This is a genomic window from Bradyrhizobium genosp. A (assembly GCF_049949275.1).
In the GTDB taxonomy this organism is placed as follows: Bacteria; Pseudomonadota; Alphaproteobacteria; order Rhizobiales; family Xanthobacteraceae; genus Bradyrhizobium.
This window is the reverse complement of record NZ_CP188196.1, coordinates 1,474,045-1,492,454: the sequence shown is the minus strand read 5'-3', so window position 1 is coordinate 1,492,454 and position 18,410 is coordinate 1,474,045. Positions and strand designations below refer to the sequence as shown.

The 18,410-nt window shown below is 64.9% G+C and carries 17 protein-coding genes and 1 pseudogene; 1 reads left to right on the top strand and 17 read right to left on the bottom strand.

Features of this window, described 5'->3' with window-relative positions; all coding sequences use genetic code 11:
* Nucleotides 1-118: 118 nt before the first annotated feature.
* The 11 genes and pseudogenes from ACP2YP_RS06895 to ACP2YP_RS06845 all read right to left on the bottom strand — a co-directional run bounded on the left by ACP2YP_RS06895 (nucleotide 119) and on the right by ACP2YP_RS06845 (nucleotide 10,100).
* Nucleotides 119-1,291 (bottom strand): thiolase family protein, encoded by a 1,173-nt coding sequence (locus tag ACP2YP_RS06895; protein WP_426423200.1) that lies wholly within the window; start codon nucleotides 1,289-1,291, stop codon nucleotides 119-121.
* Between the two features lie 202 nt (nucleotides 1,292-1,493).
* Nucleotides 1,494-3,083, bottom strand: coding sequence for a phosphoglycerate dehydrogenase (gene serA / locus ACP2YP_RS06890; RefSeq protein ID WP_426423199.1), 1,590 nt, complete (start codon nucleotides 3,081-3,083; stop codon nucleotides 1,494-1,496).
* Between the two features lie 117 nt (nucleotides 3,084-3,200).
* Complete coding sequence (locus ACP2YP_RS06885) at nucleotides 3,201-4,373, bottom strand: phosphoserine transaminase (RefSeq protein WP_426423198.1); 1,173 nt, start codon at nucleotides 4,371-4,373, stop codon at nucleotides 3,201-3,203.
* 79 nt (nucleotides 4,374-4,452) lie between these two features.
* On the bottom strand, nucleotides 4,453-4,644 hold the full coding sequence (locus ACP2YP_RS06880; protein ID WP_426423196.1) for a hypothetical protein: 192 nt from the start codon (nucleotides 4,642-4,644) through the stop codon (nucleotides 4,453-4,455).
* A gap of 187 nt (nucleotides 4,645-4,831) precedes the next feature.
* Nucleotides 4,832-5,296, bottom strand: a complete 465-nt coding sequence (locus ACP2YP_RS06875) for an N-acetyltransferase family protein (RefSeq protein WP_426423195.1) — start codon at nucleotides 5,294-5,296, stop codon at nucleotides 4,832-4,834.
* A 31-nt stretch (nucleotides 5,297-5,327) separates the two neighbouring features.
* Nucleotides 5,328-5,918 carry a glutathione S-transferase family protein gene (locus ACP2YP_RS06870; protein ID WP_426423194.1) on the bottom strand — a complete coding sequence of 197 codons (591 nt, stop codon included), beginning with the start codon at nucleotides 5,916-5,918 and terminating at the stop codon, nucleotides 5,328-5,330.
* A gap of 72 nt (nucleotides 5,919-5,990) precedes the next feature.
* Nucleotides 5,991-6,818 (bottom strand): outer membrane protein, encoded by an 828-nt coding sequence (locus ACP2YP_RS06865; RefSeq protein ID WP_426423193.1) that lies wholly within the window; start codon nucleotides 6,816-6,818, stop codon nucleotides 5,991-5,993.
* Nucleotides 6,819-6,986: 168 nt separating this feature from the next.
* Nucleotides 6,987-7,817: an outer membrane protein gene (locus ACP2YP_RS06860; RefSeq protein WP_426423191.1), complete on the bottom strand. Its 831-nt coding sequence runs from the start codon at nucleotides 7,815-7,817 to the stop codon at nucleotides 6,987-6,989.
* A gap of 227 nt (nucleotides 7,818-8,044) precedes the next feature.
* Nucleotides 8,045-8,182: pseudogene (locus tag ACP2YP_RS06855) on the bottom strand (MFS transporter); the annotation flags it as partial.
* Nucleotides 8,183-8,366: 184 nt separating this feature from the next.
* On the bottom strand, nucleotides 8,367-9,713 hold the full coding sequence (gene glmM, locus ACP2YP_RS06850; protein ID WP_426423190.1) for a phosphoglucosamine mutase: 1,347 nt from the start codon (nucleotides 9,711-9,713) through the stop codon (nucleotides 8,367-8,369).
* Between the two features lie 219 nt (nucleotides 9,714-9,932).
* Nucleotides 9,933-10,100: a hypothetical protein gene (locus ACP2YP_RS06845; protein ID WP_209967544.1), complete on the bottom strand. Its 168-nt coding sequence runs from the start codon at nucleotides 10,098-10,100 to the stop codon at nucleotides 9,933-9,935.
* 117 nt (nucleotides 10,101-10,217) lie between these two features.
* Here ACP2YP_RS06845 and ACP2YP_RS06840 point away from each other — a divergent pair, with 117 nt between their 5' ends.
* Complete coding sequence (locus tag ACP2YP_RS06840; RefSeq protein WP_426423189.1) at nucleotides 10,218-11,354, top strand: alpha-hydroxy acid oxidase; 1,137 nt, start codon at nucleotides 10,218-10,220, stop codon at nucleotides 11,352-11,354.
* 126 nt (nucleotides 11,355-11,480) lie between these two features.
* Here the strand turns inward: ACP2YP_RS06840 and ACP2YP_RS06835 are convergent, their stop codons facing one another.
* From ACP2YP_RS06835 to ACP2YP_RS06810, 6 genes are all read right to left on the bottom strand, one after another.
* Nucleotides 11,481-12,107, bottom strand: a complete 627-nt coding sequence (locus ACP2YP_RS06835) for a hypothetical protein (RefSeq protein ID WP_426423188.1) — start codon at nucleotides 12,105-12,107, stop codon at nucleotides 11,481-11,483.
* A 56-nt stretch (nucleotides 12,108-12,163) separates the two neighbouring features.
* Nucleotides 12,164-13,003, bottom strand: a complete 840-nt coding sequence (locus ACP2YP_RS06830; RefSeq protein WP_426423186.1) for a shikimate dehydrogenase — start codon at nucleotides 13,001-13,003, stop codon at nucleotides 12,164-12,166.
* A 108-nt stretch (nucleotides 13,004-13,111) separates the two neighbouring features.
* On the bottom strand, nucleotides 13,112-14,866 hold the full coding sequence (locus ACP2YP_RS06825; RefSeq protein ID WP_426423185.1) for a SulP family inorganic anion transporter: 1,755 nt from the start codon (nucleotides 14,864-14,866) through the stop codon (nucleotides 13,112-13,114).
* A gap of 91 nt (nucleotides 14,867-14,957) precedes the next feature.
* On the bottom strand, nucleotides 14,958-15,230 hold the full coding sequence (locus tag ACP2YP_RS06820; protein ID WP_426423183.1) for a helix-turn-helix domain-containing protein: 273 nt from the start codon (nucleotides 15,228-15,230) through the stop codon (nucleotides 14,958-14,960).
* A gap of 324 nt (nucleotides 15,231-15,554) precedes the next feature.
* Nucleotides 15,555-17,603, bottom strand: coding sequence for an elongation factor G (locus ACP2YP_RS06815; RefSeq protein ID WP_426423182.1), 2,049 nt, complete (start codon nucleotides 17,601-17,603; stop codon nucleotides 15,555-15,557).
* A 276-nt stretch (nucleotides 17,604-17,879) separates the two neighbouring features.
* Entirely contained in the window at nucleotides 17,880-18,359 is a 480-nt protein-coding gene (locus tag ACP2YP_RS06810; protein ID WP_426423181.1) for a DUF992 domain-containing protein, read from the bottom strand.
* Nucleotides 18,360-18,410 lie beyond the last annotated feature (51 nt).

Below are 18,410 nucleotides of genomic sequence, written 5' to 3'. Positions count from 1 at the left end.
CGAAGCGAAGCAATCCAGGCTGCCGCCGCGGAGAGACTCTGGATTGCTTCGCTGCGCTCGCAATGACGAAGGGCACGGCTTGCGCCGTGCCCTTCGCAATCCAGACGCTGCAATAACCTCAGCTGTAAATCTCGAACAGGCCGGCGCCGCCCTGGCCGCCGCCGATGCACATGGTCACGACGCCCCACTTGGCCTTGCGGCGGGCGCCTTCCTGCAGCAGATGGCCGGTGAGACGGGCGCCGGTCATGCCGAAGGGATGGCCGATCGCGATCGAGCCGCCGTTGACGTTGTACTTGTCGGGATCGATGCCGAGCTTGTCGCGCGAATAGAGGCACTGGCTGGCGAAGGCCTCGTTGAGCTCCCAGAGATCGATGTCGTCGATCTTCAGGCCGTGACGGTTCAAGAGCTTCGGCACGGCGAAGATCGGGCCGATGCCCATCTCGTCCGGCTCGCAGCCCGCGGCAGCCCAGGCGACGAAACGGCCGAGCGGCTTGAGGCCGCGCTTCTCGGCGTCCTTGGCTTCCATCAGCACCACGGCGGCGGCGCCGTCGGAGAGCTGGCTGGCATTGCCGGCGGTGACGAACTTGCCCGGGCCCTTCACCGGCTCGAGCTTGGCGAGACCTTCCAGCGTGGTCTCCGGACGGTTGCACTCGTCGCGATCGACGACGTAGTCGACGATGCTCTCGGCCTTGGTCGCCTTGTCGACCACCTTCATCTGCGTCTTCATCGGGACGATTTCGTCCTTGAACTTGCCCGCCTGCTGCGCTGCAGCCATGCGGCGCTGCGACTCCAGCGAATACTCGTCCTGGTATTCGCGGCTGAGCTTGTAGCGCTCGGCAACGATGTCGGCGGTGTCGATCATCGCCATGAAGATGTCGGGCGCGGTCTTGAGCAGCTCGGGATCGATCGACTCCTTCGGCGTGCCGCCGCCCGGCATCGAGATGCTCTCGACGCCGCCGGCGACGATGCAATCGGCGCCGTCGGAACGGATCGAGTTGGCGGCCATCGCGATGGTCTGGAGCCCCGAGGAGCAGAAGCGGTTCACCGACACGCCGCCGGTCGACGTTGGCAGGCCGGCGAGCAGCGCGGCCTGGCGGCCGATGTTCGGCGCACCATGGGCGCAATTGCCGAGATAGCAGTCCTCGACATAGTCCTTGTCGACGCCGGCGCGGTCGACCGCGTGGTGGATGGCGTGCGCCGCGAGCGACATCGGCGGCGTGATGTTGAACCCGCCGCGGCCGGATTTTGCGAGGCCCGTGCGCGCGTAGGAAACGATGACGGCTTCACGCATTGTTTTCTCCCTTTTGAACATTGGTATGGAGGCGTCCTGGTCGCCATTGGTACACAAAGTTTGGGGATCGCGGGAAGAATAAAGCGCCGCGCTGCATCAACAAAAACGCCGCCCTCGCGCGAAGGGCGGCGTTGTTCCGCACGTCGGAATATATGATGGCCGTCATTCCGCGGGCAGTGCGAACGCCCCGGATCGACGTACCTCAGAAGGTCAGCGCCTTGACCTGCTTGACCTGCGGCAGCGCCTGCACCTTGGCGAGCAGATCGGCCGGCACCGCGCCGTCGACCTCGACGAGCGCGATGGCGTCGCCGCCCTGCTCGACGCGGCCGAGATGGAAGGTCGCGATGTTGATCTTGGCGTCGCCCAAAAGGCCAGCGAAATGGCCGATGAAGCCCGGCTTGTCCTCGTTGGTGACGTAGATCATCGACTTGCCGAACTCGGCGTCGACGCGGATGCCCTTGATGTCGACGAGGCGCGGCTTGCCGTCGTGATAGACGGTGCCGGAGACCGAGCGCTCCTGGCGTTCGGTCGCGACCGTCACGGTGATCAGGCTCTCATAGTCGCTCTGGGCGGCGCGAACGATCTCGTCCACCACCATGCCACGCTCCTTGGCGACGACGGGCGCCGACACCACGTTGACCTCGCCCAGCATCGGCCGCAGCAGGCCGGACAAGACCGCCGAGGTGATCGCCTTGATCTTCATCTCGGCGACATGGCCCTCATAGGTGATCTCGACCTTGAGGATGCCGCTTTCGGTGAGCTGACCGGCGAACGAGCCAAGCTTCTCGGCGAGCGCGATGAACGGCTTCAGCTTCGGCGCTTCTTCCGCGGTGATCGACGGGAAGTTCACCGCGTTCGAGATCGCACCGGTGAGCAGATAGTCCGACATCTGCTCGGCGACCTGCAGCGCGACGTTCTCCTGCGCTTCCGTGGTGGAGGCGCCGAGATGCGGCGTGCAGATCACGTTGGGATGGCCGAACAGCACGTTGGTATTCGCGGGCTCCTCGACGAACACGTCGAAGGCGGCGCCGGCAATGTGCCTGGAGTTGAGCGCATCGACCACGGCCTGCTCGTCGACGAGACCGCCACGGGCGCAGTTGATCAGGCGCACGCCCTTCTTCATCTTGGCGATCGCGGCCGCGTCGATGATGTTTTTCGTCTTTTCGGTCAGCGGCGTGTGCAGCGTGACGAAGTCGGCGCGCTTGAGCAGATCATCGAGATCAACCTTCTCGACGCCGATGTCCCTGGCGCGCTCCGGCGACAGGAACGGATCGAACGCGATCACCTTCATGCGCAGGCCGAGCGCGCGGTCGGCGACGATCGAGCCGATATTGCCGCAACCGACCACGCCGAGCACCTTGCCGGTGATCTCGACGCCCATGAAGCGGTTCTTCTCCCACTTGCCGGCCTGGGTCGAGGCGTCGGCCTGCGGGATCTCGCGGGCCAGCGCCAGCATCAGGGTGATGGCGTGCTCGGCGGTCGTGATCGAATTGCCGAACGGCGTGTTCATCACGATGATGCCCTTGGCCGTCGCCGCAGGAATCTCGACATTGTCGACGCCGATGCCGGCGCGGCCGATCACCTTGAGGTTGGTGGCCTTCTCGAGGATCTTGGCGGTCGCTTTGGTCGCGGAGCGGATCGCGAGGCCGTCGTAATTGCCGATGATCTCGGCGAGCTTGTCCTTGTCCTTGCCGAGGTTGGGCTGGAAGTCGACCTCGACGCCGCGGTCTTTGAATATCTGCACGGCAGCAGGCGAGAGCGCGTCTGAAATGAGAACTTTGGGTTTGGTCATGGGGATGTTCCTCTACCTTCCCTGATGGAAGGGACGGTGTTCGACCGGAAAGGGTGATGTCTGGGAACGGCTTCTTCTGCCTCTCCCCGTCAGAACGGGGAGAGGTGAAAAAGGAAGTTAAGCTGCCTTGGCGAGCTGCGCCTTGGTCTCGGCAAAAGCCCAGTCGATCCACTGCGTCAGCAGCTCGACATCCTTGGCCTCGACGGTGGCGCCGCACCAGATGCGCAGGCCCGCCGGCGCATCGCGGTAGTACGCGAAGTCGTAGCCGGCGCCTTCCTTCTCGACGAGAGCGACCAGCTTCTTGGAGAAGTCGGCCTGCGCGTCGTCCGAGAGCGAGGTGATCGCAGGATCGGTGAACTTCAGGCACACCGAGGTGTTGGAGCGGATCGCCGCGTCCTTGGCCAGGAAGTCGATCCAGGGCGTCTTCGCCTTCCAGTCGGCCAGCACCTTGGTGTTGGCGTCGGCGCGCGCGATCAGCGCCTTCAGGCCGCCGATCGACTTGGCCCAGGTCAGCGCGTCGAGATAATCCTCGACGCAGAGCATCGACGGCGTGTTGATGGTCTCGCCGACGAAGATGCCTTCGTTGATCTTGCCGCCCTTGGTCATGCGGAAGATCTTCGGCAGCGGCCAGGCCGGCTTGTAGGTCTCGAGCCGTTCCACCGCACGCGGCGACAGGATCAGCATGCCGTGCGCAGCCTCGCCGCCGAGCGCCTTCTGCCAGGAGAAGGTGACGACATCGAGCTTGGCCCAGTCGAGCGACTGCGCGAAGGCGGCCGAGGTCGCGTCGCAAATGGTCAGACCTTCGCGGGTCGCGCTGATCCAGTCGGCGTTCGGCACGCGCACACCGGAGGTGGTGCCGTTCCAGGTGAAGACGACGTCGCTGTTGGGGTCGACCTTGGAGAGATCAGGAATCTCACCGTAAGCCGCGTTCAGCTTGGTGACGTCCTTGAGCTTCAACTCCTTGACGATGTCGCTGACCCAGCCCTCGCCGAAGGATTCCCAGGCGAGCGTGGTGACGGGCTTTGCCCCGAGCAGCGACCACAGCGCCATCTCGACCGCGCCGGTATCGGACGCCGGCACGATGCCGATGCGATAATCGGCCGGCACTTCAAGCACTTCGCGCGTCAGATCGATCGCGAGCTTGAGCTTGGTCTTGCCGACCTTCGCGCGATGCGAACGGCCGAGCGCTGCGTCCTTGAGATTTTGGGCATTCCAGCCGGGGCGCTTGGCGCAGGGGCCGGAGGAGAAATGCGGCACGGTCGGCCGCGAAGCGGGCTTCGCTACAGTCATGATCTACCCTTCCAGATAGTAAGCCTCCCGTTGGGGGGAGGTGTCCCACCGCGGCTGATACGGGAATCGGGAAGACCAGTCAAGGAAGTTCCGGCGTCTCACGCTGGATTGATGGCGCCTCCGGCGCAATGTCCGGCGCTTCGACCACGGCGAGCGCGTTCAGCAAGTCCGTCGCCTCGCTGATCAATTGCGCGGCTTTGCGGCGGCTGCCGACTTTCAAAATGCATTTGTCGTTGGCCTGCACAACGTAGTCGTTGCCGACCTTGATCATGGAATAGCTTGTCATCGAAATCCCCGAACCGACCGAGCCCGGCTTCAGACGCAGCGGTAGCACCGTTCGTTCCTCGATCAACGTGAACGACCAAGGGGTAGTTTATCAGCTGTTAAGATGAACGAACGCGCGATCCGATTGTGCAGCTTGCGCAACGGTCGCCAAGACCTGCATCAAAAGACCTGCATCAAAAGCGGACAGTCATGCCGGCGTGGCTCAAGGAAAATCCGAGACGCTTGTAGAAGCGCTGCGCGTCGACGCGACTCGAATGCGTCAGCAACTCGACCAGATTGCAGCCGCGCGCCTTCGCTTCCGCGATTGCCCATTGCACCAATTGCTCGCCAATGCCGCGGCTGCGGCAATCGGAGGCAACGCGGACATCCTCGAGCAGACCGCGAATGCCGCCCTGCGAGCTGATGCCTGCCAGCACCGCGAGTTGCAGACAGCCGACCACCTTGCCCTCGCTCTCGGCGACCACGAGCGTGAGATTTTGGTCGCGCTCGACCCGCTCGAACGCCGCGTAGTACGACGCGGGCAGCGGATCCTCGATCCGCTCGCGGGCGCGGCCGAAATGATCATCGGCGAGCATCGCCACGATCGCGGGGACGTCCTCGCGGCGCGCGGGACGGATGCAAACGGAGTTATCGTTCATACGGGAAACTCCAGGAATCAGCACAAGGGACTCAGCGCGCCGGCGACAGACCGAGATAAGCCTCGGCTTCAGCGATCCAGCGGCGGATGGCGGCATAGCGGCCGAGATCGAAACCGCCTTCATGCGCGAGGCGCGTATAGGCGAGCAGCGAGACGTCGGCGAGCGAAACCTCATCGCCCGCTAAGAAGCGGCTCGCGGCCAGATGCTGCTCCATGCGGTCGAGCGCCGCATAGCCGCGCTTGACCTTGTCAGGATCGAGCTCGGAGGCATCCCTGCCGAGATAGACCAGCTGGAAGCGGCACACCGCGATATAGGGCTCGTGGCTGTACTGCTCCCAGAACAGCCATTCGTCCATCTTGGCTGCGGCAAAGGCGTCGCGCGGAACGAGCGCGCTGTCGCGGGCGAGATAGCGGATGATGGCGTTGGACTGCGCCAGCGTGCGGCCGTCGTCGAAGGCGATGGTCGGCACCTGGCCGGCGCCGTTCATCTTCAGGAATTGGGGGTTGCGCGTCTCGCCCTTGCGCGTGTCGATCTCGATCCAGCGATAGGGCAATGCGAGCTTGTCGCAGACCCACTTCACCTTCAGACAATTGCCGGAATTGCTGTCGCCATAAATCTGCATCGCTGCCGCCCCATGTCGGGCGACAGAGCATCAGGGCGATGCGATGCTGTCAACAGTCGACATAGACAGCGGTCAGAACTTGTAGCCGAGACCCGCGCGCACGGTGTTGATGCTGGTATCGACCGCGGCGCTGAAGCGGATGTACTCGTACTCGGCGCGCATGAACAGGCCACCGACCAGGTTGACGTCGACACCGACACCAGCGGTATAGCCGTAGATCAGGTGATTGTGCTGGGCGTCCGTCGAGTTCAGCGGCTGAAGCGCGGTGTAGGTTCCGAACTGGGTCGTGCTGACGCGGTCCTGGACATTGGCCGTACGTACAATGTCGGCGTTGCCGAGCGCGAGACCTCCGAACATGTAGGGCAGGAAGCATCCCCAGGCGTAACCGGCGCGGCCGCGGAACGTCGCCATGTCGGAGATGCTGATCGATGACGTGGAGGTCGCCGTCACATCGTGGAAATTGCCATCGGACAGAGCGGTCGGGCTGACGCGCCGCTCGGAGGCCGACGCCATTCCACCGAACGTCCCGTGTAAATAGCTAATTTCGAGGCCAAGGACCACGTCGTCCCACTGCCCGTTATAGCCGACGAAGGCACCGTAGCCGCTGCTGCGCTGCGAGGCCTTGCCGAGACCGAGATTCCACGAGGACACGCCCATCGAGCTCTCGATCAGCGTATCGGCCAGCAGGGCCGCCATCATCTTACTGGTCGAGCCGTTGAAATTTTCGTCCGACGAGCCGTAGCCGCCCTGGGCGCCGATATAGCTGCCCTGCCAGTTGACACTGGCGTTGCTCAGTCCGTCGGTGAAGCCGCCGCGCAGGACGGGCAGATCCGGCAGATCGGCCGCGTGCGCGGCAGACACCGTCCCCAACATCGCCACCACCCACCAAAGCCTACGCATTGCAACGCTCCATCGAACTCGAACTTTCATTCGTGATCATGGCTCGTTAACCTTAACCAATGGTTGCGCCGGAGGCTTTCGTCGCTGCGAACAATGAAAAATCTGCAAAGCAAAACGGCGCGGGAAAATCCCGCGCCGTTAAGAAGTCATAAGAGATCGGACGGGCTATCAGCCCTTGGTGACCAGCGGCTGCGAGTAAACCGGCGGGCTGTAGAGATCCCAGCGCACGCCGAGCTTCACGTCATGCGAGGTGAGGTCCTTGATCTTGATCGACGTCGGACCCGAGATGCTGTTGTCGAATGCACGGAAGTTGCCGGGCGACGCATCGCCGAGATCCATGTAGCTGTATGCGAGTTCGACGGTGAACCCAGGATTGACCTTGTAGGCGAGACCGGCGTGGGCCGCCCAGGCGAAGTTCCACTTCCCGTTATCGGCGAAGTAGGTGACGCTGTTGCTGAGCGCACCGGCCGTGTACCGGACGCCGTCGTCGCGGAAGCTGCTGATCTTGTTGTAGGAGCCGCCGACACCTGCGCCGATGAACGGGGTGATGCAATACCAGGTGCCGAGGTCGACATAGGCATTCGCCATGACGACCCACTCGGACTTGCTGCCGCTGTAATTGTTGGCTTCGACGTCGCTGGGCCCGAGGAAGACGTTGTCCGAACCGTGCAGGTTGGCCTTGCCGCGGTACTGGCCGATCAGGTCCGCGCGGAACCAGTTGTTGAAGCGATAGCCGACGCCGAGGTCGAACAAGGGGGAGCTGTCGAAGCCAAGCCCCTCGGTCGTGGTCGGGAAGGCCTGCGCGGTGGCGCTCTCGATCTTCTTGGCCCTCTGGTTGGTCATGCCGACGTCGCCGCGGAGATACCAGCCGCTGAAATCGGCGGCCTGCACCGGTTGCGCGTACATGGGGGGCGCCGCAATCGGCATATCGGCGGCGAACGCCATCGAGGGGATCAGGGCTGCCGCGCTTGCGGCAAGGAGAGACTTCACGCTACGCATTGGCTTCGTCCTTTTGGGCCGGTGAGGCAAATACAGCTGCCTCACGTTCTGGAAACTCACGGGAGGACGATGGCACCAAATGCTTAAGCGCCACTTAACCCTAATTTTTAAGGTTGATTTTTTCTCACTGCACACGCGGATGCGGCGCAAGCGTTGCGAAAATGCGGCAGCTGCACGCCGCAATTGCTAACGATGTATGAAGCCGCGATGCAGCGAAACAGGATCTGTTAACGCGCGTGCCGCGGCAGTTTTGGCAGGAACACCGCAAGCAGCCCGATCGCCGGCAGATAGGCGCAGACCTGATAGACGAACAAGAACACGCCGGAGATCATGCCGAAGCGATGCGGCACCAGCTCCTGCGCGAATCGTAGGGTGGGCAAAGGCGCACTTGCGCCGTGCCCACCATCGATCCAACACGGCAACAGAAGCGGTGGGCACGCTTCGCTTTGCCTACCCTACGATACTGCGATGCTTCGCATCGCCAGGCGCAATCCGACCTCTCCCCGCTGGGGAGAGGTGAAGAATCGCGCTTGCGGAAACAGTTGCGCCTCAAGCCGCCGCGGCGTGTCCCAGCGCCGAGACGATGGTGTCGACGACGTCCTCGACCAGGACGCGGTCCTCGCCCTCGCCCATGACGCGGATCACGGGCTCGGTGCCGGAGGAGCGGATCAGGAGGCGGCCGTGGCCGTTGAGCCGCTTCTCACCGTCGGAGATGGCCGACTTCACCTCGGAATCGTCGAGCGGCTTGCCGCCCTTGTGGCGAACGTTCTTGAGGATCTGCGGCAGCGGATCGAAGCGGTGGCAGACTTCCGACACCGGCCGGCGCAGTTTCTGCACCACGGCCAGCACCTGCAGCGCGGCGACGAAGCCGTCGCCGGTGGTGGCGTAGTCGGACAGGATGATGTGGCCGGACTGCTCGCCGCCGAGATTGTAGCCGCCGTTCAGCATCTGCTCGAGCACGTAGCGATCGCCGACCGGCGTGCGCACGAGGTCGAGCCCCTGCCCCTTCAGGAAGCGCTCGAGGCCGAGATTGGACATCACGGTCGCAACGATGCCCGGACGCGACAGCCGCCCGTCTTCCTTCCAGCTCTGTGCGATCACCGCCAGCAGCTGGTCGCCGTCGACGACGTGACCGCGCTCGTCGACCAGGATGACGCGGTCGGCGTCGCCGTCGAGCGCAATGCCGATGTCGGCGCGCATCTCGCGCACCTTCCGCGACAACGCTTCCGGCGAGGTCGAGCCGCAATCCTTGTTGATGTTGAAGCCGTCGGGCTCGACGCCGATCGGCACCACGTCGGCGCCCAATTCCCACAGCGCTTCCGGCACCACCTTGTAGGCGGCGCCATTGGCGCAGTCGATCACGACGCGCAGGCCGTCGAGTGAGAGGTCGCGCGGCAGCGTGCGCTTGGCGAATTCGATGTAGCGGTCATGCACGCCGTCGATACGGCGGGCGCGGCCCAGGCTCGCGCTTTGTGCGAGCCTCTTCTCGATGGGCTCGTCGAGCAGCTGCTCGATCTGCTTCTCGACGTCGTCGGAGAGCTTGAAGCCCTGCGGGCCGAACAGCTTGATGCCGTTGTCCTCGAACAGATTGTGCGAGGCCGAGATCATGACGCCGAGATCGGCGCGCATCGATTTGGTGAGCATCGCCACCGCCGGCGTCGGCATCGGGCCGACCAGCAGCACGTCCATGCCGACCGAGGTGAAGCCAGCGACCATCGCGTATTCGATCATGTAACCGGACAGGCGGGTGTCCTTGCCGATCACGACCCGGTGGCGATGGTCACCGCGCAGAAATGCGAGGCCCGCGGCCTGGCCGACCTTGAGCGCGAGCTCCGGCGTGATCAGTCCGTTGGCGCGGCCCCGGATCCCGTCCGTCCCGAAATATTTGCGGCTCATATCGTCCCCCACGCAACAACCCGGGATCCCCACGACAACCTTCGGGTGCCCGAACGGGACCCGCATCCCTGATTTGCTGGGGTCTTATAATGCCTGTGCCGCTAAATTGGCTTCAAAAAATATGATGAATCATTACGGAACTGCGAACCTCAGCAGCCAAGTAACCTATTGTTAACATTATATTTCCGGTTTGACCACCGAAATCGGAGCGGAACTGCCCTAGTCGCTCCGCTTCACATGACCATCCCCGCGGCTCGGCGCCGGCTGGGTGACGTTGACGGGATCGGAGCCCGGAAAGGTCTCTTCCAACCCCTCCTCCAGCGCGTCGTCGAGGGCCTGCTTCTCCTTGATCTCTTCCGGCGAAGGGCCGGCGTGCGGCTTGGTCATGGCGTCCCTCTCGCAAACGATTTGGCTGTGCATCCAACCATGATAGATGACCCCTAAACCTTCCGATGCAAGAACTCCAATACAAGACTTCCGTGTAAGACGGGTCGGGGAACGTTCATGAAGCACATCACCTGTATCGACGATCTTCGCGCGCTGCATAAGCGCCGCGTGCCGAAGGCGTTCTTCGACTATTGCGACCGCGGCTCCTATGCCGAGGAAACGCTGCGCGCCAACCGCGAGGACCTGCAGGCGATCAAGTTCCGCCAGCGCATCCTGGTCGATGTCTCCAAGCGCGACACCTCGACCACGATCCTCGGCGAGCAATCGACCATGCCGCTGATCCTGGCGCCGGTCGGCCTGCTCGGCATGCAGCACGGCGACGGCGAGATCCACGCCTGCCGCGCGGCGCAGGCCGCCGGCATCCCGTTCACGCAGTCGACGATGTCGATCTGCTCGATCGAGGATATCGCTGCCAATGTCGAGAAGCCGTTCTGGTTCCAGCTCTACGTCATGAAGGACCGCGGCTTCATCAAGGAGCTGGTCCAGCGCGCGATCGCGGCGAAGTGCAGTGCGCTCGTGCTCACCGTCGATCTCCAGGTGATCGGCCAGCGCCATGCCGACATCAAGAACGGCATGACCATTCCGCCCGAGTGGACGCTGTCGAAATTCCTGGATTTCGCCACCAAGCCGGCGTGGGTCGCCGGCGTGCTGCAGGGCAAGCGCCGCACCTTCGGCAACATCGCCGGCCACGTGAAGAACACCGAGGACCTCAACCGCCTCGCCGAATGGACCGCATCGCAGTTCGACACCTCGCTGAACTGGAAGGACGTCGAGTGGATCCGGAGCATCTGGCCGGGCAAGCTCGTCATCAAGGGCATTCTGGACGTCGAGGACGCCGAGGAAGCGGCCAAGACCGGCGCGCAGGCGCTGGTCGTGTCGAACCATGGCGGCCGTCAGCTCGACGGCGCGCCGTCCTCGATCGAGGTGCTGCCCGAGATCGTCGATGCGGTCGGGTCGAAGATGGAGATCATGTTCGACGGCGGCATCCGCTCCGGCCAGGACGTGATGCGCGCGCTCGCGCTCGGCGCAAAGTCCTGCATGATCGGCCGCGCCTACGCCTATGGCCTCGGCGCCGGCGGCCAGGCCGGCGTCGCCAAGGCGATCGACATCATCCAGAAAGAGCTGCTCACCACCATGGGCCTGTGCGGCGTCAACAGGATCGACGAGATCGACGATCATATTATTGCGGTGTAAGCCGCAAGGGCGGTGCCGTAGGGTGGGCAAAGCGAAGCGTGCCCACCAACTTTGTCAAACGCGGGAAGGTGGTGGGCACGGCGCAAGTGCGCCTTTGCCCACCCTACGAGTTCAGCGCCCAGTCGCTCACATCGGCGGCGTCAGGCCGTCACGGCCGACACTGACGCGGTCGGTTTCGAGCGATCCATCAGCCAGCGGCTTCACGAAGGCGATGATCTTGGCGCCGGCCTTGAGGTCGGACTTCTCGCCGGGCACATAGGTGACCACCGGCGTATCGGCCGAGACGAACACCTTCTTCTCGCCGTCCTTGTACTTGACGAGCAGCGTATGGCCGTCATTGCCGACCACACTCTCAGCGACCGTTGCATTGGTCATGCTGGAGTTCGGCTTCAGATCCCAGGGGCGGGAGCCTTCGCCGGTGCCGCGCATGTTTTCCGGAAACACATGCACCTCGACCGCGTTCTGGCCGCCGTCCGGCCCGGGCACGGTCGTCGCACCGATGAACGAACCCGTCTTGATGTCGGCGAGCGAAATCTTGGTAATCCCGGATACGCGCATATCCGAGGCGATGTGCAGCTTGACGTCCTCGCCGCTGCGCGACTTGACCTGCATGGTGTCACCATCGACGTTCTCGATCGTGCCGCGCACGCGGGTCGGTACCGGCGCCCTTTGCGCGACGGCGGCGAGGGTGGAAGCAGCCACTATCGCGACGGCGATGAGCGGGCGCGTGAAATTTGCACGTTGGATCGTCATGACAGTCTCCGATTGTCCCTACGGATAGTGAACGCCGGAGACGGCGCACTATTCTCTCAAGTCTTTGTGAGATCGGCCTCGACCAGCGCGCGCAGCTCCGCGGTCACTTGCGGCCTCTGGCCGAACCACAACTCGAAGCCGCGCACCGCCTGGTGCAGGAGCATGCCTAGCCCGTCGGCGGTCTTCAGCCCGCGGGCCCTGGCGGCCGCGAGCAGCGGCGTCACCAGCGGGACGTAGACGAGGTCGGCGACCACCGCCTCTTGCGGCAGCCGCGCCATATCGACCTCGAGCGCGGGCTGGCCGTGCATGCCGAGCGAGGTGGTGTTCACGAGAAGTTTTGCCAGCGGCAGGATTTCGCTGATTCCGTCCCAGGCAAGCGGATGCACGTTCGGCCCGAATTGCGCGGCCAGCGCCTCGGCCCGCGCCAAAGTGCGGTTGGCGAGATGGACGCGGCCAAAGCCGCGCTCAAGCAGGCCGAACACCACCGCGCGCGAGGATCCGCCCGCCCCCAGCACCAGCGCTTCGTCCGCCTTGTCCCAGTCGGGCGCGCTGGCGTCGAGATTGCCGAGAAAGCCCTCGACATCGGTATTGGTCGAGCGCAGCTCGCCGTCGGCAAACCACAGCGTGTTGGCGGCGCCCACGGCCTTGGCGCGCGCATCGGGGGTCGACAGCGCCAGTACGCCCTCCTTGTGCGGAATGGTAACGTTGGCGCCGACGAAGCCGCGCAGCGACATCCGCAGCACGAAATCGCGCAGGTCCTCGGGCGGAACGGCCTCGATGACATAGCCGCCCGCGATGCCGAGCGTGCGCAACCAGTAATGATGGATCAGCGGCGAGCGCGAATGCGCGGCCGGCCATCCGATCAAACAGGCTGCGGGCGGTTTGGTCCCGGTCATCCTTCCCTCGAGAAGCTCGTCGGAGGCGATCCATTTCGCGTCCCGCGGGATCTGTCAAGCGCGCGAGCATCGCGTCGTCGCGGCCCTCCTCATCGCCAGCGCGCCGCGCTAGCTCGCGGCCGCACCATGAGCCACAGCCGCGCCCGCAGTCCCCTTGATATCGGCGACCGCGCGCTCGATCGTGGTGCGATAACGCGCGTGCCGCGGACTGACGCCATGGGTGAGCAAAGCCCGGCGCACCGCGGGCGAGGCTCCGGTGATGAACAGCTTGACGCCCTGGCGGTTGGCCTTGGCGGCCACCCGGCCGAGCACGTTCGCCGCCGTGGAATCCAGGAACGGGACCGCAGCGAAATCGACCACGAGGGCCTTGCGGCTGTCGGCGATGCCGTCGAGCACGCCTCCGATCGCGGATGCAGCGCCGAAGAAGAACGCACCGGTGATGCGATAGACCAGCACGTCGCGGTCGACCGCGAGTCCGGAATCGTAGGGCACGCGTTCGCCATTGCCGTCATCGGGGCGATCGGCGGCCACCAGCGGCGTGCGCTCCTCGATGCCGGTCATCTCCGCCATGCGGTGGATGAACAGCACCGCGCCGAGCGCAAAGCCGACCAGGATGCCTTCGGTGAGATCGCGGAAGATCGTGAGCAGGAAGGTCGCGAGCAGCACGACCGCATCGCCCCAGGAGGAGCGCAGCAGCGTGACGAATTCGTGCTTCTCCGCCATGGTCCAGGCCACCACGACAAGCACGGCGGCGAGCGCAGCCAGCGGGATATAGCTTGCGAGCGGCGCCGCGATCAGCATGAACAGCAGCAGGAACACCGAGTGCAGCATGCCCGCCAGCGGCCCGCGCGCGCCGGCGCGGATGTTGGTGGCGGTGCGCGCAATCAGGCCGGTGACGCAGATGCCGCCGAATAGTGCCGAGCCGATATTGGCGACGCCTTGGGCGACCAATTCGCAATTCGAGCGATGACGACGCCCGGTCATGCCGTCGGCAACGACAGCCGACAGCAGCGATTCAATTGCAGCCAAGAGCGCAAACGCGATCGCATCCGGCAGCACAGCGCTCGCCTTCGCGAGCGAGAACGCAGGCAGGGCGGGCGACGGCAATTCGCGCGGAATGCCGCCGAAGCGGGTGCCGACGGTCTCGATCGGCAGCGACAGCGCCCAGGTCACGATCGCCGCGAGAACGACCGCGATCAGGATGCCGGGCCAGGACGGCCGCCAGCGGCGTAAGCCGCCGATGACGACGATGCTGACGATCGCGACCGCAACGGCGGACGGGTTGACGGTGTGCAGGCCTCCGGCGAGTGCGACGAGCTTCGGGACGAATTCGCTCGGCTCTTTTCCTGCCAGCGTGATGCCTGAGAGATCGCGGAGCTGGCTCGCGAAGATGATCACGGCAATGCCGGCGGTGAAGCCGACCGTCACCGGATAGGGAATGAACTTGATGTAGGTGCCGATGCGCAGGAGACCCGCGGCGATCAGCAACAGGCCCGCCATCAGGGTGGCGAGGATGACGCCGTCGACGCCGTGCCGCTCCGCGGTCACCGCGACCAGCACGATGAAGGCACCCGCGGGGCCGCCGATCTGGAACCGGCTGCCGCCGAGCAGCGATACGACGAAGCCGCCAATCACCGCGGTGTAGAGACCGCGATCCGGCGTCACGCCCGAGGCAATCGCGATCGCCATCGACAGCGGCAGCGCGACGATCGCAACGGTGAGGCCCGCAAACACGTCGGCGCGGAAATCCGACAGGCCATAACCTTCGCGCCACACGGTGATGAGCTTCGGCAAATAGAGTTCGGTGAAGGTCGGCCGACGAAGCTGGTGCAGCTTGCCTGCGTGTCCGCCTGTGATGCTCATGCCCCACAATGCTCCGATGCATCGTGCAGCCGTGTTCTCCGGCGCGACGATGCGCTAGTTCATTTCACCCTCGAGCACGATCATCCGCAGATCATGCCCCGACGCGACGCGGCGGCCCCGGCTGCCTCAGACGAACGCCCCGCCCGCCGCTGTCGCTGCGGGCCTGCTCGCCGATCAGCTCGACGCCGGCCCGATCGAACGCCTCGACCACCTTGATCAAGGTCTCGACCACGCCGCGCACATTGCCGGTAGAGGCCTCCATCCGCTGGATGGTCGGCAGCGACACGCCGGCGAGCTCGGCCAGGGCTTTCTGGTCAATGCCAAGCAGCGCTCGGGCTGCCCGCATCTGGAATGACGTGATCACCGTGGCCTCACGTGTCAAAGGTTATAAATGATATCTAGTACATTCACAATGATGTAAAATACATCATTCGAGTCCGAACGCAAGTGCTTGACCTCTCTCCCGCCCTTCTGCGGGGAGAGGTCGGATCGCACCCGGCGATGCGAAGCATCGTCCGGCGCGATCCGGGTGAGGGGCAAGGCACTCCGTTGCTACAGCAAAGATCCATCCGGCCCGTGAGGTCGTCTGCTTACCAATCGGACCGCGCTGGTGGGGGCAGCCCCTCACCCCACCCTCTCCCCGCAAGAGCGGGGCGAGGGAGCGAGAGAGGGGTGCCTCCCTTACGGATCACGCCGCGTGCTGATGCGCGGCGATGATCTGGTCGGCGGCGCGGCCCGTGACTTCGGCCATATGGTCGAACTGACGGGTGAAGCTGCCGGCGCCTGCCGTTGCCGAACGCAGCTCGACGATGAGCTCGCCGATCTCGGCTTCCGGCATCATGGCGCGGACGCAGTCCCAGCCGCTCCAGCCGTCGCGGGTGTCGAAGCCGAGGATCTGGCCGCGCCGCGCCGACAGGATCGCGTTGATCTTGGCGGTGGCATCGGTCGGACACACGATCTCGACCACATGGATCGGCTCCAGCAGCACCGACTGGCATTGCGGCAGGCCTTCGTTGAGCCCGACCCGCGCCGCCGTGCGGAAGGCGAGGTCGGAGGAATCGACGCTGTGATAGGAGCCGTCGGTCAGCGTCACCTGCAAATCCGTGACGGGGAAACCGAGCGGGCCGCGCGTGAGCCCGTCGACGACACCTTCTTCGACCGCACCGATATAGTTGCGCGGCACCGCGCCGCCGACGACCTTCTCGTCGAACTTGAAGCCCTCGCCGCGCGGCAGCGGCTTGATGTCGAGCACGACGTCGCCGAACTGGCCGTGACCGCCGGACTGCTTCTTGTGGCGGCCGCGCTGGGTGATCGGCTTGCGGATGGTCTCCTGGTAGCCGATCGCCGGCGGATGCGAGGCAATCTTGACGCCGAAGCGGTCACGCAGCCGCTCGCTCGCGACCCGCAGATGCATCTCGCCCTGCCCCCACAGCACGGTGTCGTGGGTCTGGGCGTTCTGCACGACGACGAGCGACGGATCCTCCTCGTGCAGCCGCGTCAATGCCTGGCCGAGCTTGACGTCGTCCTTGCGGTCGGTGGCCGCAACCGACACGGCGAGCACCGGCGGCGTCGGTTCTGCGGCGGCGAGTCCAGCGGGCGGCGCCTTGCCGCTCGAAACGGTATCGCCGGTCTTGATCGGATCGAGCTTGGCGAGCGCCACGGTGTCACCAGCCTCAGCCGTGGCACGCTTGCTGTCGTAAGCACCGTTGACGGCGAGGATGCCGGAGATGCGGCCCGACCCGCCGGAGGCAGACTGCAGCGTGGCGCCGTCGTCGAGATGGCCAGCGAGCAGCCGCGTCAGCGACAGCTTTCCGCCGTGCTGCGAATGCAGCGTCTTGAAGACGAAGCCGAGCGCATCCTTGCTCTCGGGCACGCCGAGACGTTTTGCGGTCTCCGCAATGCCGGGCGCCTCGTGGCGCAGCGCCTTCATCAGACGCAGCACGCCGTTTTCGCGCGCGGCCGCGCCGAGGAGAACGGGGCAGATCAGTCCCTCGCGCAGTTCGCGGGCGAGATCGTCGAACACGGCATCTCGCGGCGGCTGGATGTCCTCCAGCAATTGCTCCATCAGCGCGTCATCGTGATCGGCGAGCTTCTCCAGCATCGAGAAGCGCGCCTCCTTCTCGCGATCGAGATCGCCGCCTTCGAGCGCGATCACTTCGGACGCCATGTGCTCGCGATAGACGAACGCACGCTCCAGCGCGAGATCGACGAAGCCCTCGATCAGCTCGCCCTTCCAGATCGGGATCTGGCGCAGCACCAGCGGCACGCGCGAGGCGGGTTGGAGCATCGCGAGCGTCTCGCGGATGCGCTCGTTGGCGCGGTCGATCTTGTTGAGGAACAGGAAACGCGGGATCTTCAGCTCCTCCAGCTCGCGCAGGATGATCTGAAGCTGCGGCAGCTTCTTCTCGTCGGCCTCGCAGACCACGATTGCGGCATCGACCGCGGGCAGCGCGGCGCGCATGTCGTGGGCGAACTCGACGGAACCGGGACAATCCAGGAAAGTAAAGCTGTCGCCCATGAAACTCGTGGTGGCGGCAGTGAGCCCGACGGTCATCTTGTGATGACGGGCCTCTGGCGTGGCGTCGCCGACGGACGTTCCGGCATCGACGCTGCCGGCGCGCGGGATTGCGCCCGTTCGCGCCAGGATCGCTTCGAGAAGTGTGGTTTTACCGCTTTGGAAAGGGCCCACCAGCGCAATGCACCGTGGACCTCGGGGACTTCTGACGTCTTGTCCCATTTCGCCGCCTCCCTGGTGTGGAGCTCGGCCCATGATTGGGTCGGCAAACGCAGATGCTCTGCCCGTCCCCGAGATTTGGCAAGCGTCAAACGTCGCTGCGGTGCGTCGTCCTTGTTCCACACCTCTCCCGAAGGGAGAGGTCGGATCGCATCGGAAGATACGATCCGGGTGAGGGCTTACAGTCTCACCGAATGCTGCGGCCCCTCACCCGAATTGCTGCGCAATCCGACCTCTCCCCGCTGGGGCGAGGTGGAAGTGGGGCATCGTCGTCGCGCGTTAACGGCCCGGACGGAGTTCCAGACTCTCCAGGCCAGCGGCGACGTTGAGGCCGACCTGGCCCTGGACGCTGAGCGGCTGAAGCGCGATCGAATTGTTGGAGCCGCCGACCAGCGCGTTGCCGCCGAGGCCGACGCCGACCGAGGCGCTGCCCTGCGCGCCGGCGTAATTGCCGGAGAGATCGCCGGGGCCGAGCCGGTTGACGGGTGCGAACACGCCCCAGGCCAGCGCCGTCTCCTGGGTGATGCCGAGGTCTAGGCCGACCTTGTGGATCGTCGCGACATAGCGGTCTTCGGGCAGACCGTCGGCGCGCAGCACGCAGCCGAGATTGGTCACCGATCCCACCACGAAGCCGATGCTGGCGCCGCCGCGGCATTCGAGCACGCCGACCTGCACCAACCGCGACTGCGCGCTGGCGCCCGCGATCGAGGCAACGAGACCGGCGGCAGTGAGCCCGGCGAGGAGGAGTGAGCGGTGCATGAAAATGTCTCCGGCGATGAATGTGATGCGAGCAGGAAGGGCGCGGCACGA